Below are 24,320 nucleotides of genomic sequence, written 5' to 3' on the forward strand. Positions count from 1 at the left end.
CTGTGTCCAAAGAACTACCGCGAGGAACAACCATGAGTCAGCAGTACGGTCCACCGCCGGGCCCGCCGCCGGCCCCCGCCCCCGCCCCGGCTCCTGGCGGCTGGGGTCCCGGCCCGTCGCGGCCGACCCATCCGCCGAAGCCGAGCAAGCTGCCGTGGATCATCATGGCCGGCGCGATCGTCGCGGTGCTGCTGGTGGCGGTCGGCGTCGTACTGCTGGTGACCGGCAAGGACGACGGCAAGACCGCCGCGGAGAAGTCGCCCGAGCCGCTCGGCACCCTGTACACCCCGTCACCGACGCCGACCCCGAACGACTCCAAGGGCCCGAACGACCTCGGCGTCGAGGTCGGGTACGGCGTCTGGTTCACGCCGTCCAAGGGCTGGCTGCCGGACTGGGACAAGACCAGGGCCGGGAAGAACTACATCCTGCAGAAGTTCAACACCCGCGGGATCATCGACGGGTACTACTGGGTCCGGCAGACCACGCTGTACGACGCGAAGGGTCTCGCCGAGCACCTGGTCGACGTCGAGTCGAACGGGATGCAGGGCGTCCGGATCGGCAAGGGCGCCGTGTGCAAGCCGGCGAACCCGAACATCAAGGCGTGCTACGCGCTCACCTACACCGGCACCTGGGTGTCCAAGACCGGCAAGACGGTCGCGATGCAGGGCTTCGTGACCGCGTACCAGGACCAGTTCGACCGCGTCACGGCGAGTGACGCCGCCCTCAAGACCACCGTCTACCAGCGCCGGGTCAACGAGCTGACCTACATGAACAACAGCCTGATCAAGAGCTTCTGACCCCGCCCCGCCCCGCCCAGCCCCGCGCCGCCCCGCCCCCGCCCCCGCCCCCGCCCCGCCCGGGCGCGCGGGCTGCTCCTCCAACCACCCGCCGAGCGAAGCGAGGCGGGTGTGTTTTTGCGGTTGGTTTCTGGGGTTTTTAGAAACTGTCGGCGGCGGGCCGTACGGTGGTGGGCATGAGACAGGTGTCGGATCTCCAGCGTATGGTCGCGCCGTTGAAGGTGGTGTCGGACTTCGATCCGGCCGGTGACCAGCCGGCCGCGATCGCGGACCTCGAGCGGCGGATCAACGCCGGCGAGCAGGACGTCGTGCTGCTGGGCGCGACCGGTACCGGCAAGACCGCGACGGTCGCCTGGCTGGCCGAGAAGATCCAGCGGCCGATGCTGATCCTGCAGCCGAACAAGACGCTCGCGGCCCAGTTCGCGACCGAGCTCCGGCATTTCTTCCCGGAGAACGCCGTCGAGTACTTCGTGTCGTACTACGACTACTACCAGCCCGAGGCGTATGTCCCGCAGACGGACACCTACATCGAGAAGGACTCCTCGATCAACGAGGAGGTGGAGCGGCTCCGGCACTCCGCGACCTGGTCGCTGCTGACCCGCCGCGACGTGGTCGTGGTCGCCACCGTCTCCTGCATCTACGGCCTGGGCTCCGCCGACGAGTACCTGAACCGGATGATCCACGTGAAGGTGGGCACCGAGATGGACCGCGACGGCCTGCTCCGCCAGCTGGTCGGCGTGCAGTACGCGCGCAACGACCTGGCCGGCACCCGCGGCACGTTCCGGGTCCGCGGCGACACGCTCGAGGTCTTCCCGGTGTACCAGGAGCTCGCGGTCCGGGTGGAGTTCTTCGGCGACGAGATCGAGCGGGTGATGACGCTGCACCCGCTGACCGGCGAGGTGCTGTCCGAGGAGGACGAGGTCTACATCGGTGCGGCCACGCACTACGTGACCGCGCCGGAGCGGATGGAGCGGGCGATCACCTCGATCGAGGCCGAGCTGGCGGAGCGGCTCACCGAGCTCGAGCGGAACGGGCAGCTGCTGGAGGCGCAGCGGCTGCGGATGCGGACGACGTACGACATCGAGATGATGCGCCAGATCGGCACCTGCTCCGGGATCGAGAACTACTCCCGGCACACCGACGGCCGCGAGCCCGGGACGGCGCCGCACTGCCTGCTGGACTACTTCCCCGAGGACTTCGTGCTGGTCATCGACGAGTCGCACGTGACCGTCCCGCAGATCGGCGGGATGTACGAGGGCGACATGTCCCGGAAGCGGACGCTGGTCGAGCACGGGTTCCGGCTGCCGTCGGCGATGGACAACCGGCCGCTGCGCTGGGAGGAGTTCCTGGAGCGGATCGGCCAGACCGTGTACCTGTCCGCGACGCCGGGGCAGTACGAGCAGGACAAGTCCGACGGGTACGTCGAGCAGCTCATCCGGCCGACCGGCCTGGTCGACCCCGAGGTGATCGTGAAGCCGACCAAGGGGCAGATCGACGACCTGATCCACGAGATCCGGCTCCGGGTCGAGCGGGACGAGCGGGTGCTGGTCACCACACTGACCAAGAAGATGTCCGAGGACCTGACCGACTACCTGCTCGAGATGGGGATCCGGACCAGGTACCTGCACAGCGAGGTGGACACGCTGCGCCGGGTCGAGCTGCTCCGCGAGCTGCGGATGGGCGAGTACGACGTCCTGGTCGGCATCAACCTGCTGCGCGAGGGCCTGGACCTGCCGGAAGTGTCGCTGGTCGCGATCCTGGACGCGGACAAGGAAGGCTTCCTGCGGTCGGGCCGTTCGCTGATCCAGACCATCGGCCGGGCGGCCCGGAACGTGTCCGGTCAGGTGTTCATGTACGCCGACAAGATCACCCCGTCGATGGAACAGGCGATCGACGAGACGAACCGACGGCGCGCGAAACAGATCGCGTACAACGAGGAGCACGGGGTCGACCCGCAGCCGCTGCGGAAGAAGATCGCCGACATCACCGACATGCTGGCCCGCGAGGACGCCGACACGGCCGAGCTGCTCGGCTCCGGCCGGACACAGTCGCGCGGCAAGGCACCGGTGCCCGGCGGCGGCAAGGCGAAGGCGGGGGAGAAGGCGAAGGAACTGGCCGGCGGCCTGCCGTCGTCCGACCTTGCGGACCTGATCCAGCAGCTCACCGACCAGATGCACAACGCGGCCGCCGAGTTGCAGTTCGAGGTCGCGGCCCGGTTCCGCGACGAGATCTCCGAGCTCAAGAAGGAGCTCCGGCAGATGACCAACGCGGGCGCGAAGTAGCAGGCCGTGTTCGATCACCTGTCGCTGCAGTGCGACGACCTCGCGGCCAGCCGGCGGTTCTACGAGCTGGTGCTGGGGCCGCTCGGGGTCGGTGTGACGATGGACTTCGGGGACGTGCTCGGCTGGTCCGGGGCGGACGGGGTGCCGAAGTTCTGGCTCGGGGCGCAGACGACCGGGGGTGCGCAGCGCGAGATCCACCTCGCGTTCGGGGCGCCGGACCGGGCGACCGTCGACGCGGTGCACCTCGCGGCGCTGGAGCGCGGTGCCGAGGTGCTGCACGCGCCGCGGGAGTGGCCCGAGTACCACCCGGGCTACTACGCGGTCTTCCTGCGCGACCCGGACTCGAACAACGTCGAGGTCGTCACGCATGCCTGAGCGGCTGACCGGGGACGCCCTGCGCGACTACTGCCTGGAGAAGGCGGGAGCCTGGCCGGACGAGCCGTGGGACGGGGACACCGTGGCGAAGGTCGGCGACAAGATCTTCGCGTTCCTCGGCGCGAGCGGCGTCGGGCTGAAGTGCGGGGCGAACCGGGACGAGGCCGACGAGCTGGTCGCGGCGTACCCGGACGACGTCCAGAAGATGGCGTACATCGGGCGCGCCGGGTGGAACACCGTGCAGCTCGGCGGCGCGGTCCCGGACGACGAGATCCTCGAGCTGATCGACACGTCGTACGAGACGGTCGTTGCCAAGCTGCCGCGGCGCCTGCGCCCGACGTGACGTACGACGAGCTCGACCGGGAGCTGCTGCACGCGCTGTCGATCGACGCCCGCGCGCCGTTCCGCCGGCTGGGGGAGGTGCTCGGCGTGTCCGACCAGACGGTGGCGCGGCGGTACGCACGGTTGCGGGAGAGCGGGGCGCTGCGGGTGACCGCGCTGAGCCACCCCGGGCGCATCCGCGAGGTGCAGTGGCTGCTCCGGGTCCGGGCCGTGCCGAGCGCGGCCGGCGAGGTCGCGGATGCGCTCGCCCGGCGGCCCGACACCAGTTGGGTGAACCTCTGCGCGGGCGGTACCGAGATCGAGTGCACGGTGTACGGCGCCGACGTCGGCCCGCTGCTCCTCGAGGTGCTGCCACGGACGCGGCAGGTGCTCGACGTGGAGGCGGCCGAGGTGTTGCAGGTGTTCTACGGTGGCGCGGGGTCGCCGTACGCGAAGGGCGGACCGTTGCGGCCGGAGCAGGTCGCCGTACTCGAGCAGCCTGCGCCGGAGACGGCGGCCGGCACCGTCGTACTCGAAGGGCTCGACCGGCGGATCTTCGAGGAGTTGCGGGACGACGGGCGGGCGTCGATCGAGCAGTTGGCGAACGCGTGCGGTGTGTCCGGGCCGACCGTCCGTCGGCGACTGCTGGCGTTGGTGTCCGGCGGGGTGATCAGCTTCGACGTCGACGCGGAGCCGGGCCTGCTGGGGCTGCCCGCGCGGGCGATAATGCGGCTGGCCGTGACGCCGAATCGTCTCGACGCGACCGGGCGGGCGCTCGCCGAGCACACCGAGGTCGCGTTCGTGGCCGCGACCACCGGATCGACCTCGCTGTACGCCGCGATCGGCAGCCACTCGCCGGACGGCCTCTACCGCTACCTGACCACGGAGATCGCCGGGCAGTCCGGCGTCACGCAGGTCACCCTGACGCCCGTCCTGCGCACGGTGAAGGCGGCCACGACGCACTATCGGATCACGACATCCCAACGGCCGTGATTGTCGAGATCAGAACACCTTGGCGCGATCCCGCGTAGTTTCTGGGCGGACTCGAGCAGGCTGATCGGCATGACCACTCTTGTGATTGGTGCCCGTGGAGCCGTCGGCCGGCACGTCGTCGACGGGTTGCTCGCCGTCGGTACGCCGGTCCGCGCCTCGGTCCGCGACCTCGCCAAGGCCGACTTCCCGCCAGGCGTCGACGTCGTACAGGCCGACCTGACCCAGCCCGACACGCTGCCCGCGGCTTTGGACGGGATCGACCAGGTCTTCCTGTACGCCGAACCCAGCGGAGCGGCCGACTTCGGCAAGGCCGCGCTGGTTGCCGGCGTACGGCGTGTGGTGCTGCTGTCCTCGGGCAGCGTTCTGGTGCCCTGGGCAACGGCCAACCCGATCACCGTCGAGCACCGGACCACCGAGGAACTGCTGGCCGGCAGCGGGCCGGAACTGGTGCCGATCCGGCCGCTCGTACTCGCCAACAACGCCCGGAACTGGGCGTGGTCGATCAGAACCGAACGGGTTGTCCGGCTCGTCCATCCCAGGTCCGTGTCCGCGCCGATCCACGAACGCGACATCGCGGAGGTCGCGCTCGCGGCACTGTCCGGGGCCGATCCGCGGGAGGTTTCCGCGCTGCTCACGGGAGCGGAGCCGCTGACGCTGCGCGACCAGGTCGGGCTGATCGCCGCGGCGGTCGGGGAGCCGATCGCCGTCGAGGAGATCGACGAAGCGCGGGCCCGGGAGATGTTCGGGGTGGGGGAGCCCGAGACCGTCGACGCGATCCTGCACTTCGTCCGCCGCGGCACCGAGGAGGGCGGCTGGTACCGGACCGGCACGGCGGAGCGGGTCCTCGGGAGGGCGCCGGTACCGTTCGCGGCGTGGGCGCGGGACCACGCCGCGGACTTCCGCTGATCGGGCGGTCGGGGTGAACAGACGGTCACCACCGACCGTGACGCCACTCTGACCGGGCTGTGACCAACGCCCCGGGGCGGGGATTTGGAATCTCGGACGTCGAACCGTCAGAATGGTTGCGGAGAAGGGGAGTATTCCTTCGCGGCGGCATCGTCATCACGGTCAGGGTTCGTCCCACGGCCCGGTGCCCCCGGTCTCACCGATCACACACGGTGAGGCGGAAGAGACCTTCGGAGTGGATGTTTCGTCTGAGCTCCGGAGGATTCTTGTGCACGTAGCTGACTATGTCTGGTACATCACCGTCGGCCTGCTGCTCGCGCTGCTGGCATTCGACGTGTTCATCATCGGCCGCCGGCCGCACGAGCCGAGCACCCGCGAGTCCGCGACCGCGATCGCGTTCTATATCGGTCTCGCGGTGGTGTTCGGGCTCGGCGTCTGGTGGTTCTCCGGCGGGCAGTACGCGGGGGAGTTCTTCGCCGGGTGGCTGACGGAGTACAGCCTGAGCGTCGACAACCTGTTCATCTTCCTGATCATCATGGCCAGGTTCCAGGTGCCACGGAAGTACCAGCAGACCGCGTTGCTGGTCGGGATCATCCTGGCGCTGGTGTTCCGCGGGGTGTTCATCGCGGTCGGCGCGGCGGCGATCAACCAGTTCTCGTGGATCTTCTACATCTTCGGCGCGTTCCTGGTCTACACCGCGCTCCACCTCGCGAAGCAGGGTGAGAACGACGACGAGGACTTCAAGGAGAACGCGGTCATCCGGTTCGCGAAGAAGCGGCTGAACGCGACCGACGAGTACAACGGCGTCAAGCTGACGCTGGTGAAGAACGGCAAGCGGTTCGTCACCCCGATGGCGATCGTGATCATCGCGCTCGGTACGACGGACCTGCTGTTCGCGCTGGACTCGATCCCGGCGATCTACGGGCTGACGCAGGAGCCGTTCCTGGTGTTCACCGCGAACGTGTTCGCGCTGATGGGGCTACGGCAGCTGTACTTCCTCCTCGGCGACCTGCTGAGGCGGCTGGTCTACCTGTCGCTCGGCCTGTCGGTGGTGCTGGCGTTCATCGGCGTGAAGCTGGTCCTGCACGCGATGCACGTGAACGAACTCCCGTTCATCAACGGAGGCCACCACATCACCTGGGCCCCGGAAATCCCCATCTGGTTCTCCCTCGGCTTCATCATCATCACCCTGGGCATCACCACCGTCGCCAGCCTCGCCAAGTCCCGCAAAACCCCCACAGACCACCCGGAACTCCACCCCAAGGAGTCCTGACTAAAAAGCCCGCCCCTCGCTCCGCTCGGGGCGGGGAAGGAAGCGGTGCCCCACACCTAGCTCGGGTGGGACAACCACCCACGTTCGGCGTGGGGCTGCCACCCGCCTGCTAGCTTCTCGGGGCGGGGAGGTGGTGTGGTCCGGCGGCGGGTTCGGGTGTGGACCGGCGCTCACGAGGGCGTCGCGCACTCTCCTCCGCACGGGGTGTCCCGCGCTCTCCTCCGCGCGGGGGTGTTCTGCCCTCTCCTTCGGTTGGGGTGGGTGGGAGGGCGGGGTGTCGCGCGCTCGGTGTGGGGTTAGAAGCGGGCGGCGGTGACGAGGGTGGAGCGGCGGTCTTCGGTGAGGGGGGCGTTTTCGAGGAGTTTGCCGGTTTCGGAGGCGTGGAGCATGCCGGTGGGGGAGACGAAACCTACGTGGTGGATGGGGTTGTTGTTGCGGGCGAAGAAGTACAAGTCGCCGGGGTGGGCCTCGTCGAGCGGGATGTTGGGGAGGTCGGCGGCCTGGTCGTGGGCGTCGCGGGGGGTGCGGAGGCCGAGGACGCGGCTGACCGCGTGCACCAGACCGGAGCAGTCCAGCCCGTACGCCGACGTACCGCCCCACAGGTACTCCAGCCCGAGGAACTGCTCGCCCAGCCGCAACCGCTCGTCCATGTCCGACGGCTCCGACACAGACCGCAGTACGGCGTCCCGCAGCCAGCCAGATCCGCCGTCGGGCGTCGCCACCCGCGTGTAACCGTCGGCATGCTCAACCGACGCGAGCACCGTCGCGAACGACAGCTCGGCGACCGGCCGGCCACCGGGCTCGGCCAGCAGTTCAGCGGTCGGTACGGCGATCGCGACCGGGTCAGAGGCGGCGGCCGGCAGCTCGCCCAGGTGGCTCGACGGGACCCATCCCGGGTACCCGAGCTCGTCCTGCGACGACGGCTGCCACGGCGCGAGGACTTCCGACCAGCCGTCGCGTTCGGAGCGCACCAGTACGGGCTCGGCGAACAGCAGCTGGGTCAGCGTCCGGCCATGCAGGCCGAGGCGGGTCTCGGTATCCATCGACTTCGCCCATGCGGCGACGTCGGGGTGTTCGGCGGTGGCCGGTGCGTCGATGTCACGCGGCGCGTCCGGAGAGGTCCAGACCGTGCTGACCGGGACCTTGGTGGCGGCTAACTTCATGCCCTCAAGCCTGTCACGCCCAGTCCAGCGGCAGAAGGCAGGTGGATCAGCGAGCCCTCGTACCGGATCCCACCGACCACTGCCGGCTCGCGCAACCACCACGCGGCGTCCAGGTCGTTGACCGCGGTCGTTGGGTACGCCGACACCAGCGCGGCCGCCGCGCCGACGCCGACGTGGCCCTCCATCATGCAGCCGACGATCGCGCCCAGCCCGTGCTCGCGGGCCAGTTCGAGCAGCGTCCGCGCGGGACCCAGCCCACCGCATTTCGCCAGCTTCACGTTCACCAGATCGGCCGCGCCCCGCTGGATCACGGCGACCAGGTCGCGTACGCCGTACACCGACTCGTCGGCGAGGATCGGCGTACCGACGCGATCCGTCACCCACGCCATACCGTCCAGGTCAGCGGCGGCGACCGGCTGCTCGACCAGCTCGATCGCGCAGCCGGCGTCCTCCAGCGCCCGGATGACGGTGACCGCGTCGCGGCGGGTCCACCCCTGGTTGGCGTCCAGCCGCAGCTGCGGCTCCGGCCCGATCGCGTCCCGCACCCGCCGGACCCGCTCGACGTCCCCGGCCGCGTCCGTACCGACCTTGATCTTGAGTACGTCGAACCCGTCCGCGATCCGCGCCTTCGCCGCATCGGCCAGCGCGTCCGGATCGCCGACCGACAGCGTCATGTCGGTCCGTACGACGTCGACGGTCGAGCCGAGGAACCCGTGCAGCGTCTGCCCGCGCCGCCGCGCCGCGAGATCGTGCAGCGCGACGTCGACCGCGTCCTTGGCGCCGAAGTTCCCGACCGCGGCACCCTGTACCCGGCGGAGCGCCTCGGTGAGGTCGTCCGGGCCGAGCCCGTCGAGCGCGGTGGTGATCGGTCCTTCGATGCAGGCCTTCGATCCGGCGAGCGAGTCGCCGGTCACCTTCCAGACCTGCGGTGCCTCGCCCCAGCCGCTCTGCTCGCCGTCGCTGATCTCGACCAGCAGCGACTCGGCGTGGGTCGCCGTACGCAAGGCGGTGATGAACGGCGTGTGCAGCGGCGCCGACACCAGGTGGGTCGTGAGCTTCACCGCACCGCCCCCAGGTCGTGCCGGTGGTTCCACGCCTCGAGCGCGATCGACGCGATCAGTTGCTGCGCTTCGCTGTCCGGCAGGTCGGACGTCGTGCACACCACCAGAACGAACGGATCCGCGTCGGCCGGGCGGACGATGCCGCCGTCGTGCCGGATCCGGGTGTCCCAGCCGTTCTTGTGCTCGACCCGGGTACCAGCCGGCAGCTTCGCGGGGATCTCGCCGTTCCACTGGTTGCCGGCCAGCAGGTCGCGCAGGTAGTCGCCGGAGGCACCTTCCTGATTGCCCACCGCAACGAGCACACCGGCCAGCCCGGCGGGGCTCATCAGATTGCTGATCCCGGCCCGCTGCGCGGCCGAGTCGTCGATCCCGCGCTGGATCTTGGAGGCCGGCTCCGGGGAGGACTTCAGCGTGGACTCGGCGAGGATCGCGTGGGCCGCGCCGGCGCCGACCTGTTCCAGGACCAGGTCGGTGGCGAGGTTGCTGGAGCGGGTGATCATCTCGGTGGCGAGCCAGCCGAGCGGGACCTGCTCGCCCATCCGCGACCAGGTGGCGGGTGCCTCGTCCTCGTCCGGGTTCACCCCGAACCGGCTGCCGGCCGCGGACGCGAAGTCGTTGTGCACGGTCACCGGCTGGTCGAGCGCGAGCTCGCCGGCCTCGACCTTGCGCATCATCGCCATCGCCACCGGCAGCTTCATCGTGCTCGCGGAGTAATGCGGCCGCTCCGCCTCGTGCACGAACACCGGTACGCCGTCCAGCCGGCCCAGCCAGACCCCGAACTCCCCGCTCCCGTCCACCTGCGAGAGCAGCTCCGCGATTCCCATGCGGTCACCCAATCACAGCCGCCCACCTGGCAGACTTCCCAGGGTGTCCAGCACAAACACCAGGGCTCTCGGCATCCTCCTGGGCTTCACCGCCGACCGCTTCCTGGGCGACCCGCGCCGGTACCACCCGGTCGCCGGCTTCGGCCGTACGGCGTCCCGCCTCGAAACCCGGGTGTACGCCGACTCACGCATCAACGGAGCGGCCTACACGGCGATCCTCGTAGGTAGCACCGCAGTCCTGGGTCTCGCGGTCGAGCGACTCACCCGCACGCATCCGCTCCTCCACACCGCGGCAACCGCCGCCGCCACCTGGACCGTCCTCGGCGCCCGCAGCCTCGAACGCGAAGCCGAAACCATGGCGACCCTGCTGGAGGAGAAGGACATCCCCGGCGCCCGCGACCGCCTCAGCCACCTCTGCGCGCGCGACGCGACGGACCTGGAGGCCGACGAGCTGGCCCGCGCCACGGTGGAATCGATCGCCGAGAACACGTCGGACGCGTGCGTGGCGCCGCTGCTGTGGGGCGGGATCGTCGGCGTGCCGGGGCTGCTCGCGTACCGCGCGGCGAACACGTTGGACGCGATGGTCGGGTACCACTCGCCCAAGTACGAGAACTTCGGGTGGGCGGCGGCGCGGCTGGACGACGTACTCAACCTCCTGCCTGCCCGGGCATGCGCCCTGCTGACCGGCCTCATGTCCGGGCGCCCCGCAGAAACCGTCCGCGTCTGGCGGCGAGACGCTCCCAAACACCCGAGCCCGAACGCCGGCCCGGTCGAGGCGGCCTTCGCCGGAGCCCTCGGCCTGACGCTGGGCGGCACCAACGACTACGGAACGTACGTCGAGAACCGCGGCACGCTCGGCGACGGCCCGCCTCCCGCCGTCCCCGACATCCGCCGCACAGCACACCTCGCCAGACGAGTCGGCCTGGCAGCCACCGCCGTCGCAGCCTTCATGTCCTGGAGGAAGAGATGGGTCTGAGCCATCGGCCGTTGCGGATCGTGCTGGTTCGGCACGGCGAGTCCGAGGCGAACCTCGACAAGACTGTGTACGAGCGCACCCCGGACCACGCGGTGCCGTTGACCGCGGTGGGGCATGAACAGGCGGCCAAGACGGGGCGGGAGCTGCGGGAGCTGTTCGAGAACGAGCCTGCGCGTGTGTACGTGTCGCCGTACCTGCGGACGCGGCAGACGCTGGAGTCGCTCGGGCTGGACGACCTGATCGGCGTACCGCGGGAGGAACCGCGCCTGCGGGAGCAGGACTGGGCCAACCTGCAGGACACCGAGGACATCGAGCAGCAGGAGCAGCTGCGGAACTCGTTCGGGCATTTCTTCTACCGGTTCACGCACGGTGAGTCCGGCGCCGACGTGTATGACCGGGTCTCCACGTTTCTCGAGACGATGCACCGCGACTTCGAGAGTGCGGACGCGCCGAAGAACGTGCTGCTGGTGTCGCACGGTCTCACCATGCGGCTGTTTTGCATGCGCTGGTTCCACTGGTCGGTGCGGTTCTTCGAGTCGCTGCGGAACCCAGCCAACGCGGGAACACGCGTCCTGCTGCGCCAGCCCGATTTCCGGTACAAGCTGGACCGGCCGTTCGAACAATGGACCACGTACGAACCCACGGAACAGGAGCGATCGGCATGGTTGTAGAGCAGACGCGGGACGCCGTACTGGATCTCCTGGCGAGCCTGTCGCCCGCACAGCTCGACAAGATCAAGGCACCGTTCGACACACCCGACCACAAGGAGTGGACGTACCTGCCTGGTGATCGGGCCGGGCTGCCGCTGTCGGAGCTCACATCGGCTCAGCAGTTGCTGGCCAAGCGCCTGGTCGAGCTTGGCTGCAGTGAACGCGGTGCAGCCGACTCCTGGGCCGTGTTGGACGCAGAGGTCATCCTGCGCGGCATCCCGGCGCTGCCGGCGTCAGGAGACTGGGAGGGCTCGGTTCTTGGCGGTCGGTTCTTCCTACGGATCCTCGGCGACCCGGCTGGCACCGGCCCGTGGGCCTGGCGCCTCAACGGGCACCACCTGGCACTGCATGTGGCTGTTATCGACGGGGCGATCGCGTTCACCCCACAGTTCATCGGGTCGAACCCGGCACAGGTACTGACCGGTCCTGAGACCGGACGGCGGTTCCTGGTCGCAGAGCAGGACCTGGGCTTCGAGCTGCTGCACGCACTGGAGCCTGGCCAGCTAGAGGTAGCCCTGGTCTCTCCTGACGCCCCCGACGACCTCCTGACCCGTCACGACCCGGTCGCTGACGCGTCGCTCCTGCACCGCGGCCTGCCGTACGGCGACATGGACGAACGGCAACGCCAGCTCCTGAGCTTGCTGATCGGCCAGTACGTCGGCCGCGCCGCCGGGCCGATCGGCCTGCAGACGTGGCAGGACATCACCGAGAACGGCATCGAGCACCTGACGTTCGCGTGGGCCGGCGAGACGACTCCCGGCATTGGCCACCGCCACTACTACTCGATCGCCGGGCCGACGTTCCTCGCGGAGTACGACAACACCCAGGACAACGCGAACCACATCCACTCGGTGTGGCGTGATCTTCGCAACGACTGGGGCACCGACCTGCTGGCTGCCCACTACGCGATGCACAGATAGAGTCAGCAGCGTCAACCGACGGCATCAGCAGGAACCCGGTGTGAATCCGGGACGGTCCCGCCACTGTGACCCGCGTAGGGGGAGTCAGGAACTGCCGCCGTCGTACCTGTAGCTGGGGCGTGGATACCCCGGGAAGGACTGTGCTGTCGTGGCTGCGAATCTTCTGCTGCTGTCTACTGCTGATACCGACCTGCTGGCCGCAGCGGAGGCAGGTGCGGGCTGGGCGGTGGCCAATCCGGCGCGGCTCGCCCCCGAAGCCCTGGCCCCGCTGCTCGACGACGCAGCCGTCGTTGTCGTGCGGCTGCTCGGTGGGCGCCGCGCATGGGAGGAAGGGCTGGACGCCGTACTGGCCTCTGGGAAGCCTGCTGTCGTCGTGAGTGGTGAGGCGGCGCCGGATGCCGAGCTGATGTCGCTGTCGACCGTGCCGGCCGGTGCGGTCACCGAGGCGCTCGCCTACCTGCGCGAGGGCGGCGCGGACAACCTCCGCAACCTGGCCGGGTTCCTGCGCGACACCCTGCTGCTGACCGGCGACGAGTTCGAGCCGCCGCGCGCGCTCCCGGCGTACGGCGTTCGTGGGACGTACGTCGAGGACGACCGGCCCGTCGTCGGGATCGTCTACTACCGCGCGCACGAGATCTCCGGGAACACCGCGTTCGTCGACGCCCTGGCCAGGGCGGTCGCGGACGCCGGGGCGCAGCCGTTGCCGGTGTACTGCGGGACGCTGCGCGGACTCGACCCGACGAGCGACGAGAACGCGGGGCTGTTCGACCTGCTCCGGAAGTGCGACGTACTCGTGACGACGCTGCTTGCCGCAGGCGGATCGGTCGCGGCGGACGCGAGTGCCGGCGGGGCGGACGACGCCTGGGACGCGGGTGCGCTCGCGTCGCTCGACATCCCGTTGATCCAGGGGCTGGCGCTGACCTCGACCCGTGAGCAGTGGCTGGACAGCGACGCGGCGGTGAGTCCGCTGGACGCGGCGACGCAGGTCGCGATCCCGGAGTTCGACGGGCGGCTGATCTCGGTGCCGTTCTCGTTCAAGTCGTACGATGCCGACGGGCTCGCGCGGTACGCGCCGGACCCGGAGCGGTGCGCGCGGCTCGCGGGGATCGCGGTCGCGCACGCCCGCCTGCGGCACGTGCCGCCGGCCGAGAAGCGGCTCGCGCTGGTGCTCTCGTCGTACCCGACGAAGCATGCGCGGATCGGGAACGCGGTCGGTCTCGACACCCCGGCGTCGGCGGTCGTGCTGCTCGGCGAGCTGGCGGCGGCCGGGTACGACCTCGGCGGGCTCGACCTGAGCGAGCTGCAGGGCGCGGACGGCGCCGACGGGCTGATCCACCGGCTGATCGCCGCGGGTGGGCACGACGCCGACTGGCTGACCGACGAGCAGCTCGAGAACGCGGTCGCGAAGGTGCCGCTGCCGACGTACGCGCAGTGGTTCGGGCGTACGCCGGAATCGTTGCAGGCGGCAATGATCGGGGCGTGGGGCGCGGCCCCCGGCGAGCTGTACGTCGACCGCTCGGGCGCCGAGCCCGCGATCGCGCTGGCCGCGTTGCGGTTCGGGAACGTGGTGCTGATGATCCAGCCGCCGCGCGGGTTCGGGGAGAACCCGGTGGCGATCTACCACGACCCGGACATGGCGCCGTCGCACCACTACCTGGCGGCGTACCGGTGGCTGGAGGCGGCTCCGGAGCAGGGTGGTTTCGGGGCGCACGCCGTCGTACACCTGGGCAAGCACGGGACGCTGGAATGGCTGCCGGGCAAGGGGATCGGGATGGCGGCCGGCTGCGCGCCGGACGCCGTTCTCGGGAACCTTCCGATGGTGTACCCGTTCATCGTCAACGACCCCGGCGAGGGCACGCAGGCGAAGCGGCGGGCGCACGCGACGGTCGTCGACCACCTGGTGCCGCCGATGGCACGGGCCGAGACGTACGGCGACATGGCGAAGCTCGAGTACCTGCTGGACGAGTACGCGACCGTGTCGGCGCTGGATCCGGAGAAGGTGCCGACGTTGCGGGCGCAGATCTGGACGCTGATCCAGGCGGCGCAACTGCACCATGACCTGCACACGTCGGACAAGCCGTCGGACGAGGAGTTCGACGAGTTCGTGCTGCATCTCGACGGGTATCTGTGCGAGATCAAGGACGTGCAGATCCGGGACGGGTTGCATGTCCTCGGCGGCGCGCCGACCGGCGAAGCACGCGTCAATCTGGTGCTTGCCGTACTGCGGGCTCGACAGCTGTGGGGTGGTTCGTACGCGATCCCTGGGCTGCGGACCGCGCTCGGGAACGCTTTCGGCGTCGACGAGGCCGCCCTGCTCGCCAGTCCTGGGTCCGCGGCTGATCTCGCTGATCTCGCAACACTCGTCGACCTGCCGGCGGTGACTGCCGCTGACGGGGTGGACATCTTGGAGGCGGTCGCGCGGAAGCTCGTACTCGGGATGGAGACGCTCGGGTGGGACGAGACGAAGGTCCCGGTCGTCGTCAGCGAGGTGTTGGCCCGGGACTGGGTCGAAGGAAAGGCGGGGGAGCCCAACGCCGATGGCGCGGGTGTGGCGGGGGAGCCGGGTGTGGGTGGGGTGGTGGCTTCGTTGCGGTTTGCGGCGGGGGAGGTTGTGCCTCGGTTGGGGCGGACGGGGGACGAGCTGGCGAACGTGCTGCGGGCGTTGGACGGGCGGTTCGTTGAGGCGGGGCCGTCCGGGTCGCCTACCCGGGGGCTGGTGAATGTGCTGCCGACCGGGCGGAACTTCTACGCGGTGGACCCGAAGGCGATTCCCAGCCGGAATGCCTGGGACGTGGGGGTTGCGCTGGCCGACTCGCTGCTGGCGCGGCATCAGGCGGAGACGGGGGAGTACCCGCGCTCGGTCGGGCTGACGATCTGGGGTACGTCGGCGATGCGGACGCAGGGTGACGACCTGGCCGAGGTGTTGTGGCTGCTCGGCTGCCGGCCGGTGTGGGACGAGGCGTCCCGGCGGGTGACCAGCTTCGAGGTCGTGGGCCTGGAGGAGCTCGGCCGGCCGCGGATCGACGTGACGATCCGGATCTCCGGCTTCTTCCGGGACGCGTTCCCGCACGTGGTCGCGCTGCTCGACGAAGCCGTGCGTACCGTAGCCGCCCTGGACGAGTCTCGCGAAGACAACTACTTGAAGGCCCACGTCGACGAGGATGTTGCCGCGGGCAACGACGTACGGCAGGCGACGGCCCGCGTGTTCGGCTCCAAGCCCGGCTCGTACGGCGCCGGGCTGCTGCCGCTGGTCGACGCCCGGAACTGGCGGACCGACGCGGAGCTCGCCGAGGTGTACGCCGTCTGGGGCGGGTACGCGTACGGCCAGGACCTCGACGGCGCGGAGGCCCGCGGCTCGATGGAACGCGCGTACGCCCGGATCCAGGTCGCGGCCAAGAACGCCGACACCCGCGAGCACGACATCATGGACTCCGACGACTACTTCCAGTACCACGGCGGCATGATCGCGATGGTCCGGCATCTCACCGGCGCGAATCCGAAGGCGTACGTCGGCGACTCCGCCGTTCCCGCCCAGGTGAAGACGCGCACGCTGGAGGAGGAGGCGAAGCGGGTGTTCCGCGCGCGGGTGGTGAACCCGCGGTGGATGGCGGCGATGCGGCGGCACGGGTACAAGGGCGCGTTCGAGATGGCGGCGACCGTGGACTACCTGTTCGGGTACGACGCGACCGCCGGCGTGGTCGACGACTGGATGTACGAGTCGCTGACCAGCGAGTACGTCGCAGATCCGGAGATGGCGGAGTTCTTCCGGAAGTCGAACCCGTGGGCCCGGCACGGGATCGCGGAACGGCTGCTCGAGGCGGCGCAGCGCGGCCTCTGGGCGGAGCCGTCCGACGAGGCGCTGGAGACGCTGCGGAGCGCGGTCCTTGAGACGGAGGGTGACATCGAGGACCGCGCCTGATTGGGTAAACGTATGCCACGAGTGTTGATCACCAACGACGACGGTTACCTCGCGCCCGGGATTCGGGCGCTCGCGCCGGCGATCGCCGGGCTCGGGTACGACGTCCAGGTGGTCGCGCCGCTGCTCGACGAGAGCGGCGTCGGCTCGGCCCGCGCCGGGATGGTCGGCCGCCCGATCCGGACCGTGTCCGACGAGGAGAACGGCGTCACGTACGTCGGGATCGAGGGGACGCCCGCGGGCGCGGTCACGCTGGCGTGCCTCGGCGCGCTCGGGCCGGCGCCCGATCTGGTGCTGTCGGGCATCAACCGCGGGCTCAACATCGGTGTCTCGATCTTCCACTCCGGCACCGTCGCGGCGGCCCTGACCGCGGCCGGTTTCGGCACGTCGGCGGTTGCCGTGAGCCTCGACTCCGAGGATCCGCAGTACTGGCCGACCGCCGCGACCGTCGCGGGCGAGGCACTCGGCTGGATCGAGTCAGAGCCGGCCGGTACGGTCCTGACGATCAACGTGCCGGACCGCCCGCTGGAGCAGCTGGCCGGCGTCCGGCACGCGTCGCTGAACCCGGCGAAACGCTCCCGGCTGGTCGGTACCACCGCGCCGACCGGCGAGCCGATGATCGCGCTGGAACCGCCCCGCCCGAACCCGATCCCCGGCACCGACGAGGCCCTGCTGGCCGCGGGATTCGTCACCGTCACCCCGATCGTCGGCATCCGCGAGGTCCGCGACGACACCGCCGCCACCGCCCTCGCCAAGCGCCTCACCCGTTGAGCGACCGATGAAGCTCAGCACCGCGGAGTACGGCGCCCCGGACGCGCCGCCGCTGCTGTTCATCCACGGCCACGGCGGCGGCTACCACTACCAGCGTTGCCAGGCCGACCTGCTCGCTCACGACCTGCGGCTGATCGCGCCGGATCAGCGCGGCGTACTGCGGACGCCGCTGCCGCCCGGTGAGACCGTGAGCCTCGACCTGCTGATCGAGGACTTCGAGGAACTGCGGTCGGATCTGGGCATCGAGCGGTGGACGATCCTCGGCCACTCGGCCGGCGGCAACTACGCGGTCGAGTACGCGATCCGGCATCCGGACGCGGTGAACGCCGTGGTCTTCGACTGCCCGTGCTGGGACTTCGACGCGAACGATCGTCATCGGCTGCCGATCTTCGCCCGGTTGTACGACGAGCTCGGCAACACCGAGGCGGCGCGGCGGTGCCGCGAGTTGGCCGCCGTACCGCGGCGACTCACCGCGGCCGACGGCTCCGTCGAGCTGGCGTTCGGGCTGGGTGAGCGGTTCCAGGAGCTGTCGTTCCACGATCCGTCGCGGCGAGCGGAGTTCTTCGCGCTCGGGGAGCAGGGTGGGTTCAGCGACGAGGAGTGGGCGCGCGGGAACAGCCACCTGGTCACGCTCGACGAGCTGTACACCTCCAAGCTCGAGCGGCTGGCGCGGATGCCGCAGCCGAGTCTGCTGATCGAGGGCGTGGACGACCTGGCCACCGACCCGGTCTCCGTCCGGACTTATCGCGAGACGGTCGCGCGCGGGCGAACCGTCACCTTCGAGCGCTCCGCACACTTCCCACACTTCGAAGAAGCAGTCAGGTACGCCGCGGTGGTGCGGGCCTTTGTCCTGGAGGTCACACAGCGCGCGTGACGGTCACGTGGCATGATCGGGGCGACTGTTGTGGAGGAACACCGGTGTGAGTCCGGGGCGGTCCCGCCACTGTGACCAGGGCTGCGCAGTTTGACAGCGCCTGGAAGCCAGGACATCCGCAGCCGTCCGCCGGACCCGCATGTTGCGGTCCCGGCGTACCAGCCGTAGCGGGCGTGGACACCCGCTCGACGAAAGGGCGACCGCTGATGCGGGCTGCAGTGCCGAACTCCTTCCCCTTCACCGCGGTCGTCGGGATGGACGAGCTCCAGCTCGCGCTGGTCCTGGCCGCGATCTCGCCGGCCATCGGCGGCGTGCTGATCCGCGGCGAGAAGGGCACCGCGAAGTCGACGGCGGTCCGTGCGCTGACCGAGATCCTGCCGCCGGTGGACGTCGTACCCGGCTGCCGCTTCTCCTGCGACCCGGAGCGGCCCGATCCCACGTGCCCCGATGGTCCGCACGCGGAGGCGTCCGCGACCGCGCAGGACGCGAGCAGCGCGGCCAGTGGACGGGTTGTGCGTCCCGCGCGACTAGTGGAGTTGCCGGTGGGGGCCACCGAGGACCGGGTGCTCGGGTCGTTGCATCTGGAGAAGGCGCTCGCGGAGGGCATCACGGCGTACGAGCCGGGGCTGCTGGCAGCCGCGCATCGGGGGCTGCTGTACGTCGACGAGGTCAACCTACTGCACGACCACCTGGTCGATGTACTGCTGGACGCCGCCGCGATGGGCCGGGCGACCGTGGAGCGGGACGGGGTGTCGGTCACGCATCCGGCGCGGTTCGTGCTGGTCGGCACGATGAACCCGGAGGAGGGCGAGCTGCGGCCGCAGCTGCTCGACCGGTTCGGGCTGACCGTGGACGTGGTGGCCAGCCGGGATCCGGCGGTACGGGTCGAGGTGATGCGGGCGCGGCTCGGGTACGAGGCGGATCCGGACGGGTTCGTGGCACGGTACGACGGGGCGCAGCGGGAGCTGGCCGAACGGATCGTGAAGGCGCGGGACCTGGTGTCCGAGGTGATCCTGACGGACGCGGCGCTGCGGCAGATCGCGGAGATCTGCGCGTCGTTCGACGTGGACGGGATGCGCGCGGACCTCGTCACCGCGCGTACGGCGGTGGCGCATGCCGCCTGGTCCGGTCGTACGGTCGTCGAGGTCGAGGACGTCCGCGCCGCCGCCAAGCTCGCTCTCCCACACCGCCGCCGCCGAAACCCGTTCGACGCGCCCGGCCTCGACCAAGAACAACTGGAAGAAGCCATCAACAACAGCACCCCACCCGAAGAAGACCCGGACCCCGACGGCCCGGACGGCCCCGGTGGAGGCGTCCCCGAGAGCGGTGACACTCCTACTCCTTCTGATGGGCCTGCTGCTCCTGGTGGGGAAGGTGCAGCTCCGAGCGGCGACGTCGCGGGCAGCACCCAGCCGTACAAGGCTCGGTTGTTGAGTGTTTCTACTGCTGGGGCCGGTGTGGCTGGGCGGCGGTCTCGGGCTTTGACTGAAGTAGGGCGGGTTGTGGGGGAGCGGGCCCGCGTCGGGCGGGAGGCGGGGCGGCCGCATGTGTTGGGGACGGTGCGGAGTGCGGCGCCGTACCAGAAAGCTCGTGGACGCAGCGGGCCGGGACTGGTGGTACGTGCGGACGATGTACGGCTCGCAGTGCGTGAAGGACGCGAAGGCAATCTCGTGCTGTTCTGCGTCGACGCGTCCGGGTCGATGGGGACGAAGAAGCGCATGGTCGAGGTGAAGACCGCGATCGTCTCGCTCCTGCTCGACGCGTACCAGCGCCGCGACACCGTCGGCCTCGTCACGTTCGCCGGCCCCGCCGCGACGGTCGCGCTCCCGCCGACGGGCAGCGTCGAGACCGCCGTACGGCGCCTCGAAATCCTCCCCACCGGCGGCCGTACGCCGCTCGCCGAAGGCCTCCTGCAAGCCTCCGACGTACTGCGGATCGCCGCCATCCGGGACCCCCGCCGACGTCCGCTCCTGGTGCTCGTCACCGACGGCCGCGCGACGTACGGCGACAACGCGTTCGCCCGCGCCCGCCAGGCCGCCGGCCAGCTCGCGCAGCGCGGGGTCGCCACCGTCGTGGTCGACTGCGAACCGCGCCGCGGCGTCCGGCTCGGCCTCGCCGCGGAGCTCGCCGCCGACCTGGGCGCGGAGTACCTCGACCTCGGAGACGTTGCTGCCGGCAACCTCATCCGGACGGTCACCGAGCGGAAGGCGGCCTGAGATGCCGAAGGGACAGCCGGCCGCCGTACCGGACGACGGCCTGACCACCCGGCAGCGCCGCAACCGTCCGCTGCTGATGGTGCACACCGGCGAGATGAAGGGGAAGTCGACCGCCGCGTTCGGGATGGCGCTGCGAGCGTGGAACCAGGGCTGGAACCTCGGGGTCTTCCAGTTCGTGAAGAGCGCGAAGTGGAAGGTAGGCGAGGAGACCGCGTTCAAGGCGCTCGGCGAACTGCACGAGACGACCGGGCAGGGCGGGCCGGTCGAGTGGCACAAGATGGGCGAGGGCTGGAGCTGGTCCCGCAAGGCCGGCACCGAGGAGGACCACGCCGCCGACGCGCTCGAGGGCTGGCGCGAGATCCAGCGCCGGCTGGCCGCGGAGACGCACGACCTGTACGTGCTGGACGAGTTCACGTACCCGATGAAGTGGGGCTGGATCGACGTCGACGAGGTCGTCGAGACGCTGACCGGCCGGCCGGGACATCAGTACGTCGTGATCACCGGCCGGGACGCGCATCCGAAGCTGCTCGCAGCCGCGGATCTCGCCGCCGAGATGACGAAGCTCAAGCACCCGATGGACACCGGCCAGAAGGGCCAGAAGGGCATCGAGTGGTGATCCCGCGGGTGGTGGTCGCCGCACCGTCGTCGGGCGCGGGGAAGACGACGGTCGCGGTCGGGCTGATGGCGGCGCTCCGGCGGGCCGGGCATACCGTCGCCGGGTTCAAGGTCGGGCCGGACTACATCGATCCCGGCTTCCACGCGATCGCCACCGGTCGGCCGGGGCGCAACCTCGATCCGATGCTGTCGGGGGAGGAGCGCATCGCGCCGCTGTTCGCGCATGGTTCGGCCGGCGCGGACCTGGCGGTTGTAGAGGGCGTGATGGGGCTGTACGACGGTGCGCTCGGGACGGACGGTTTCTCGTCCACCGCGCACGTCGCGAAGCTGCTCAAGGCGCCGGTGATCCTGGTGGTCGACGCGTCCGCGGCCGGGCGCAGCGTCGGCGCGGTCGTGCAGGGGTTTGTTGCCTACGACACCGAAGTACGCATCGTCGGCGTCATCCTCAACAAGGTCGGCTCCGACCGCCACGAGGCCGAAGTACGCGCGGGTGTCGCACCCACCGGCGTACCCGTCCTGGGCGTCCTCCGCCGGGACACCCGCCTGACCGTCCCCAGCCGTCACCTGGGCCTGATCCCCGCCAACGAACAGCAATCCCAAGCAGAAGACGCGGTAGCCGCCGCAGCAGAACTGGTCCACCAGGGCGTAGACCTCCAAGCAGTAGCAGCCGCCGCCCAAGCCGCCCCACCCACGGAAGCCATCGCGTGGCACCCACCAACCACAGTTCTCGGCGAGCGGCCGGTGATTGCTGTGGCGGGAGGTCCGGTCTTCTCCTTCCACTACACCGAGACAACCGAGCTCCTGACCGCAGCAGGCGCCGAGGTCGTGACCTTCGACCCTCTGGCCGACAAGTTGCCTGAAGCAACCGCCGGCCTGTACCTCGGCGGCGGCTTCCCCGAACTCCACGCCGAAGCCCTCTCCGCGAACCACGAACTACGGAAACAAGTAGCAACCCTGGTATCAACCGGCCTCCCCGTCGTCGCGGAGTGCGCCGGCCTCCTCTACCTCTGCCGCGAACTCGACGGCCACCAGATGACCGGCGTACTCCCCGCAACCGCGACCATGACCCCTCGCCTCACCCTCGGCTACCGTACGGCGGTCGCCGCGACCACGACCGCGTTCTTCGACGAGGGCCGCCGGGTCCACGGTCACGAGTTCCACCGCACCGCGATCACGCTCGACCACGACGTACGTCCCGCCTGGCACCTCCCCGGCGGTGTCGAAGGCATCACCCTCCCGCACGTGCACGCGTCGTACCTGCACCTGCACTGGACCGCGACTCCGGACGTCCCGGCCCGCTTTGTCGCCGCCGCCCGCGAGTACGCCGGATGAGCCTCGTCGTCGGGGTAGGCCTCCGATCCGGTACGCCGTACGCCGAACTCGCCGCCGCCGTCGCATCCGCCGTACAGGACGTCCCCGGCCACATCCGCCTCCTCGTCACCCTCACCGGCCGCGAGTCCGAGCCCGCCCTGCGACAACTGGCCGACCACCTCCACGCGCAGCTGCGCACCTTCACAGCAGCCGAGCTGTCCGCCCAGCCCGCGCCGACTCCGAGCGCCCAGGTCGCCCACCTCAAGCACACCCCCAGCGTCGCCGAAGCAGCAGTACTGGCCACTGGCGCCGAACTCCTGCTCCCCAAGCACAAGACCCCCAACACGACAGTTGCCGTAGGTCGTCGCGTCCCAGCCAATGGGTATGAAGTGCAGGACCGCGAGGTCGTCCAGCGGGTGATCGCGCAGCGCCGAGACGTACGACGAGGCTTCCTGGATGTGCCGATCGACGACGATGCGCTGATGCGGGTGCTGGAGGCGGCGCATCGTGCGCCGAGTGTGGGGCTCAGCCAGCCGTGGGACTTCCTGCTGATCCGGGACATCGCGACCCGGCGCAAGGTGCACGAGCTGGCGAGCCGGCAGCGGGACGCGTTCGCGCGATCCCTGCCAGAGCAGCGCCGGCAGAAGTTCGACGGCCTCAAGATCGAGGCGATCCTCGACACCCCGCTGAACATCGCGGTGACCTGCGACCCGGGCCGCGGCGGCCGGCACGTCCTCGGCCGGCACGCCGACCCGCGCACCACCTGGTTCTCCGCCGCGATCGCGATCCAGAACCTCTGGCTCGCCGCCCGCGCCGAAGGGATCGGCGTCGGCTGGGTCTCGTTCTTCGGCCCGGACGAGGTCGCGCAAGTACTCGGCTTGCCACCCCACGTCGAGCTGGTCGGCTACCTCTGCGTCGGGTACGTCGACCAGTTCGCGCCGGCGCCCGAACTGATCCGGTCCGGCTGGGCCGAACGCCGCCCGCTCTCCTGGGCGGTCCACTACGACGAATGGGGCCACCGCGACACCTCGATCGTCGACGACGCCGAGCACGCCGCACAGAACGCCGTACGCGCAACCGGCCAACGCATCCACGTGATCGTCGGCGGCGACACGACGGACCTCCGACAGCAGGAGTCCTTGGTCATCGACCTCGGCACCACCAGACCGGACCACGACTTCGGCGTACTCTGGCGCCCCGCCCGCACCCCCGCGGAAGCCGAGGAGTACGGCGTCGAGATCGCGCGCGACCTCGCCCTCCAAGGCGCCGGCCACCTCCACATACAACTGGCAGCAGACGACCCCAAGGCGAAAGCACTGGCGGAAGGCCTCAGAGCCGGTGCGTCGGCCTCCGGCCTGAGACAATCCGGCGCATGAGCGACCCGATGTACATCCCCGCGTTCTCGATGAAGCAGCGGATCACGATGATGGCGAACAAGTACGAGCTCATCGCCACCAACCCGGACGGGAGCGACGGGCCGCTGCTCGCGTTCGCGCAGCAGAAGCGGATGGCGTTCAAGGAGCAGGTGACGTTCTACACCGACGACACCAAGTCCCAGCCGGTGTTCTCGTTCAAGGCCCGCAAGACCATCGACCTCGGCTCCGGGTACGACGTGTACGACGCGAGCGGGCAGGCGATCGGCTGGTTCAAGAAGGAGTTCGGGAAGAGCCTGTTCAGGTCGAGCTGGCAGCTCAGCGCGCCGGGCGTGGACGCGGACGGCACCGAGCGGAACCCGACGATCGCGGTCGTACGGCGGGTCTGGGAGTTCGTCCCGATCGTGGGGGAGATCCCGCTGCCGTTCATCTTTCATTTCGACTTCACCGCCCGGGACACGCGGCAGCCGGTGCTGTCGGTGGAGCGGAAGATCTCGGTCCGGGACCGCTACCGGATCACCGTGCAGGACCAGCGGCTGGATTTCCGGTCGCGGCCGCGATGACGGTGGCGCTGGACGCTTTGCAGTCCCGCTGAGACGTTTCTGAGGCTCGTCTGAGGCTGACGTACTACCAGGGTCGTACA

The 24,320-nt window shown here is 70.1% G+C and carries 21 protein-coding genes and 2 riboswitches; of the genes, 18 read left to right on the forward strand and 3 right to left on the reverse strand.

Annotation, left to right across the window (positions count from 1 at the left end; translation table 11 throughout):
* Positions 1–32 precede the first annotated feature (32 nt).
* From ACFV9C_RS21210 to ACFV9C_RS21240, 7 genes are all read left to right on the forward strand, one after another.
* Positions 33–797, forward strand: coding sequence for a hypothetical protein (locus ACFV9C_RS21210; protein WP_380195932.1), 765 nt, complete (start codon positions 33–35; stop codon positions 795–797).
* Between the two features lie 176 nt (positions 798–973).
* On the forward strand, positions 974–3,079 hold the full coding sequence (gene uvrB / locus ACFV9C_RS21215) for an excinuclease ABC subunit UvrB (protein WP_380195933.1): 2,106 nt from the start codon (positions 974–976) through the stop codon (positions 3,077–3,079).
* 6 nt (positions 3,080–3,085) lie between these two features.
* Complete coding sequence (locus ACFV9C_RS21220) at positions 3,086–3,454, forward strand: VOC family protein (protein ID WP_380195934.1); 369 nt, start codon at positions 3,086–3,088, stop codon at positions 3,452–3,454.
* Positions 3,447–3,797 carry an MmcQ/YjbR family DNA-binding protein gene (locus tag ACFV9C_RS21225; RefSeq protein WP_380195935.1) on the forward strand — a complete coding sequence of 117 codons (351 nt, stop codon included), beginning with the start codon at positions 3,447–3,449 and terminating at the stop codon, positions 3,795–3,797. The genes ACFV9C_RS21220 and ACFV9C_RS21225 overlap by 8 nt, the downstream gene beginning before the upstream one ends.
* Positions 3,794–4,768 (forward strand): Lrp/AsnC family transcriptional regulator, encoded by a 975-nt coding sequence (locus ACFV9C_RS21230; protein ID WP_380195937.1) that lies wholly within the window; start codon positions 3,794–3,796, stop codon positions 4,766–4,768. Before ACFV9C_RS21225 ends, ACFV9C_RS21230 begins: the two co-directional genes overlap by 4 nt.
* Before the next feature lie 69 nt (positions 4,769–4,837).
* On the forward strand, positions 4,838–5,674 hold the full coding sequence (locus ACFV9C_RS21235; RefSeq protein ID WP_380195939.1) for an SDR family oxidoreductase: 837 nt from the start codon (positions 4,838–4,840) through the stop codon (positions 5,672–5,674).
* A 268-nt stretch (positions 5,675–5,942) separates the two neighbouring features.
* Complete coding sequence (locus tag ACFV9C_RS21240) at positions 5,943–6,947, forward strand: TerC family protein (protein ID WP_380195940.1); 1,005 nt, start codon at positions 5,943–5,945, stop codon at positions 6,945–6,947.
* Positions 6,948–7,243: 296 nt separating this feature from the next.
* Here ACFV9C_RS21240 and ACFV9C_RS21245 read toward each other — a convergent pair whose 3' ends face one another.
* The 3 genes from ACFV9C_RS21245 to ACFV9C_RS21255 are packed head-to-tail and all read right to left on the reverse strand — an operon-like array spanning position 7,244 to position 9,995.
* The gene (locus tag ACFV9C_RS21245; RefSeq protein WP_380195942.1) at positions 7,244–8,110 is read right to left on the reverse strand and encodes a C40 family peptidase; all 867 of its coding nucleotides are present in this window, start codon (positions 8,108–8,110) and stop codon (positions 7,244–7,246) included.
* Positions 8,107–9,171 (reverse strand): mandelate racemase/muconate lactonizing enzyme family protein, encoded by a 1,065-nt coding sequence (locus ACFV9C_RS21250; protein ID WP_380195944.1) that lies wholly within the window; start codon positions 9,169–9,171, stop codon positions 8,107–8,109. The genes ACFV9C_RS21245 and ACFV9C_RS21250 overlap by 4 nt, the downstream gene beginning before the upstream one ends.
* A complete protein-coding gene (locus ACFV9C_RS21255) occupies positions 9,168–9,995 on the reverse strand; it encodes a serine hydrolase (protein ID WP_380195946.1) in 828 nt (275 codons plus the stop codon). The genes ACFV9C_RS21250 and ACFV9C_RS21255 overlap by 4 nt, the downstream gene beginning before the upstream one ends.
* A 43-nt stretch (positions 9,996–10,038) precedes the next feature.
* On the opposite strand from ACFV9C_RS21255, the gene ACFV9C_RS21260 reads away from it, so the two are divergent.
* The 11 genes from ACFV9C_RS21260 (at position 10,039) to ACFV9C_RS21310 (ending at position 24,240) form a co-directional block, all read left to right on the forward strand.
* Positions 10,039–10,971 (forward strand): cobalamin biosynthesis protein, encoded by a 933-nt coding sequence (locus ACFV9C_RS21260; protein WP_380195948.1) that lies wholly within the window; start codon positions 10,039–10,041, stop codon positions 10,969–10,971.
* Positions 10,962–11,642 (forward strand): phosphoglycerate mutase family protein, encoded by a 681-nt coding sequence (locus ACFV9C_RS21265; RefSeq protein WP_380195949.1) that lies wholly within the window; start codon positions 10,962–10,964, stop codon positions 11,640–11,642. Before ACFV9C_RS21260 ends, ACFV9C_RS21265 begins: the two co-directional genes overlap by 10 nt.
* Positions 11,633–12,601 (forward strand): DUF3500 domain-containing protein, encoded by a 969-nt coding sequence (locus ACFV9C_RS21270; protein ID WP_380195951.1) that lies wholly within the window; start codon positions 11,633–11,635, stop codon positions 12,599–12,601. Before ACFV9C_RS21265 ends, ACFV9C_RS21270 begins: the two co-directional genes overlap by 10 nt.
* Positions 12,590–12,716: riboswitch (cobalamin riboswitch) on the forward strand. Its footprint overlaps the gene before it by 12 nt.
* A gap of 33 nt (positions 12,717–12,749) precedes the next feature.
* Entirely contained in the window at positions 12,750–16,520 is a 3,771-nt protein-coding gene (gene cobN, locus ACFV9C_RS21275) for a cobaltochelatase subunit CobN (protein WP_380195953.1), read from the forward strand.
* Positions 16,521–16,532: 12 nt separating this feature from the next.
* A complete protein-coding gene (gene surE / locus ACFV9C_RS21280) occupies positions 16,533–17,288 on the forward strand; it encodes a 5'/3'-nucleotidase SurE (RefSeq protein ID WP_380195954.1) in 756 nt (251 codons plus the stop codon).
* Positions 17,289–17,295: 7 nt separating this feature from the next.
* Complete coding sequence (locus ACFV9C_RS21285; RefSeq protein WP_380195955.1) at positions 17,296–18,162, forward strand: alpha/beta fold hydrolase; 867 nt, start codon at positions 17,296–17,298, stop codon at positions 18,160–18,162.
* A riboswitch (cobalamin riboswitch) is annotated at positions 18,146–18,304 on the forward strand. Its footprint overlaps the gene before it by 17 nt.
* A gap of 64 nt (positions 18,305–18,368) precedes the next feature.
* Positions 18,369–20,378, forward strand: a complete 2,010-nt coding sequence (locus tag ACFV9C_RS21290; protein WP_380195957.1) for a magnesium chelatase subunit D family protein — start codon at positions 18,369–18,371, stop codon at positions 20,376–20,378.
* Position 20,379: 1 nt separating this feature from the next.
* Complete coding sequence (cobO, locus tag ACFV9C_RS21295; RefSeq protein ID WP_380195958.1) at positions 20,380–20,994, forward strand: cob(I)yrinic acid a,c-diamide adenosyltransferase; 615 nt, start codon at positions 20,380–20,382, stop codon at positions 20,992–20,994.
* Positions 20,988–22,325 (forward strand): cobyrinate a,c-diamide synthase, encoded by a 1,338-nt coding sequence (locus tag ACFV9C_RS21300; protein ID WP_380195960.1) that lies wholly within the window; start codon positions 20,988–20,990, stop codon positions 22,323–22,325. The genes cobO and ACFV9C_RS21300 overlap by 7 nt, the downstream gene beginning before the upstream one ends.
* Positions 22,322–23,680 (forward strand): 5,6-dimethylbenzimidazole synthase, encoded by a 1,359-nt coding sequence (gene bluB / locus ACFV9C_RS21305; protein WP_380195962.1) that lies wholly within the window; start codon positions 22,322–22,324, stop codon positions 23,678–23,680. Before ACFV9C_RS21300 ends, bluB begins: the two co-directional genes overlap by 4 nt.
* A complete protein-coding gene (locus tag ACFV9C_RS21310; protein WP_380195963.1) occupies positions 23,677–24,240 on the forward strand; it encodes a hypothetical protein in 564 nt (187 codons plus the stop codon). Before bluB ends, ACFV9C_RS21310 begins: the two co-directional genes overlap by 4 nt.
* Positions 24,241–24,320 lie beyond the last annotated feature (80 nt).

Origin of the sequence: Kribbella sp. NPDC059898 (assembly GCF_042730855.1) — a bacterium.
Taxonomy (GTDB): Bacteria; Actinomycetota; Actinomycetes; order Propionibacteriales; family Kribbellaceae; genus Kribbella.

Coding starts and splice junctions, on each gene's coding strand:
- ACFV9C_RS21225 (WP_380195935.1), top strand. CDS start 3,447: ATGCCTGAGCGGCTGACCGGGGACGCCCTGCGCGACTACTGCCTGGAG.
- bluB (WP_380195962.1), top strand. CDS start 22,322: ATGAGCCTCGTCGTCGGGGTAGGCCTCCGATCCGGTACGCCGTACGCC.
- surE (WP_380195954.1), top strand. CDS start 16,533: ATGCCACGAGTGTTGATCACCAACGACGACGGTTACCTCGCGCCCGGG.
- ACFV9C_RS21245 (WP_380195942.1), bottom strand. CDS start 8,110: ATGAAGTTAGCCGCCACCAAGGTCCCGGTCAGCACGGTCTGGACCTCT.
- ACFV9C_RS21285 (WP_380195955.1), top strand. CDS start 17,296: ATGAAGCTCAGCACCGCGGAGTACGGCGCCCCGGACGCGCCGCCGCTG.
- ACFV9C_RS21235 (WP_380195939.1), top strand. CDS start 4,838: ATGACCACTCTTGTGATTGGTGCCCGTGGAGCCGTCGGCCGGCACGTC.
- ACFV9C_RS21270 (WP_380195951.1), top strand. CDS start 11,633: ATGGTTGTAGAGCAGACGCGGGACGCCGTACTGGATCTCCTGGCGAGC.
- ACFV9C_RS21210 (WP_380195932.1), top strand. CDS start 33: ATGAGTCAGCAGTACGGTCCACCGCCGGGCCCGCCGCCGGCCCCCGCC.
- ACFV9C_RS21255 (WP_380195946.1), bottom strand. CDS start 9,995: ATGGGAATCGCGGAGCTGCTCTCGCAGGTGGACGGGAGCGGGGAGTTC.
- ACFV9C_RS21310 (WP_380195963.1), top strand. CDS start 23,677: ATGAGCGACCCGATGTACATCCCCGCGTTCTCGATGAAGCAGCGGATC.
- uvrB (WP_380195933.1), top strand. CDS start 974: ATGAGACAGGTGTCGGATCTCCAGCGTATGGTCGCGCCGTTGAAGGTG.
- cobO (WP_380195958.1), top strand. CDS start 20,380: ATGCCGAAGGGACAGCCGGCCGCCGTACCGGACGACGGCCTGACCACC.
- ACFV9C_RS21265 (WP_380195949.1), top strand. CDS start 10,962: ATGGGTCTGAGCCATCGGCCGTTGCGGATCGTGCTGGTTCGGCACGGC.
- ACFV9C_RS21290 (WP_380195957.1), top strand. CDS start 18,369: ATGCGGGCTGCAGTGCCGAACTCCTTCCCCTTCACCGCGGTCGTCGGG.